Raw genomic sequence first — 1,185 nt, 5'->3', positions numbered from 1 at the left:
AAACCGAACGGACGGCTCGAAAGACATACCGCTCGCGAGACCAGGCTCGGGCCGACGTGTTCGATTACATCGAGCGCTTCTACAATCCGACCCGCCGGCACTCGACCCTCGGCTACATCAGCCCCGTCGAGTTCGAGAAACAGGCCAAATTAGCTTAAAGTCGTGTCCACGGAACCGGCAGCAGGCCAGGGTGTGATTCTACACTCGGCATGGCGCTACCGGATCCCGATGGCCTGGATAACCTTTCGCTAAGCGAGCTTCGTGGGTCTAACGATCAATTTCTTGACCGCGCCGCCGCGGTGCCAGCGTTCGATTCGGAGTTTGACCGGTTACCGGTTTACGCAAAGCGTCGACGATGGCCGTGAAACGGTCTGAAATTTTCCGCTCTGCCTCGCGCCGCATGTGGCCGAGTTGCCGAAGTAGCAGTCGGGGATGAGCACCGATCTGCATCAGGACCGCCCGTAAGGCCCGACCGGCTTCGAACTCGTACCGCGTGTCGATAGCAGCTTCCCTCTTAGGACGCGGAAGCTTGCCAGTCTGTACAAAGGCCGCTCGGTCCTCGATGTGATCGACCACATTCGTTTTCTCCGCATATCGCCGCGCTTCGACGAACAAACGTTCATGCAGCTCGGCAGTACACGGTTTAATTCCGGCGTCGTTCCGGCGGAGACGAACGCTCGTCTCAAGCCGCGCCCGCTCGACAACAAGCCATGCATCCTGGGTGTGGCGGGTCAAGCCAACGTAAAGCTCGCGGGCGTCGCTCGCGGTTGACCCATAATAGACGGAAGCCGCTGCGGTTTTTCCCTGAACCGAATAGGCCGTGCCAGCCCACGCATGGCTGATTCTCGGCAGCGCCGACGACCTTTGACTTCGCGCTCCAGGCACTTGCTCCCGCACCAAGCTTCCATAGGCGTCTTCGACAACCCGCCCGTCGTCGAGGCGCACCCTGAGCTTGAGGATGCCTTTGTCGTCCGCGCCGACCGCCTCGATCGTCGCGCGGGTGCCGTTGCGGATGCCGTGCCGGATCAGACCTTCGCCGAAGCGGATCCTATTGCCTCGGGCGAGCGCCAACATAACCGGCTTGTTCTCGCGATCCCGTGCCTGCACCTCGACGTCGGGTCCGGTGATGGCACCTTCCGTCCTCAGGACCTCGCGCGCCGCGCGGTTCAACGCCGCCGCATCGCG

At 61.9% G+C, this 1,185-nt stretch carries 1 protein-coding gene and 1 pseudogene; one reads left to right on the top strand and one right to left on the bottom strand.

Going from position 1 to position 1,185, the window contains the following annotated elements; genetic code table 11:
• The coding region (locus G3T14_RS24195; protein ID WP_163645007.1) for an IS3 family transposase at positions 1-158 on the top strand (158 nt) is incomplete at its 5' end.
• Between the two features lie 109 nt (positions 159-267).
• Here the strand turns inward: G3T14_RS24195 and G3T14_RS24190 are convergent.
• Positions 268-1,185, bottom strand: a pseudogene (locus G3T14_RS24190) (conjugal transfer protein); the annotation flags it as partial.

The organism is Methylobacterium sp. BTF04 (assembly GCF_010692745.1).
GTDB lineage: Bacteria > Pseudomonadota > Alphaproteobacteria > Rhizobiales > Beijerinckiaceae > Methylobacterium.
Note: the sequence above shows the minus strand (reverse complement) of the source record. Positions and strands in the feature narration are given on the sequence as shown.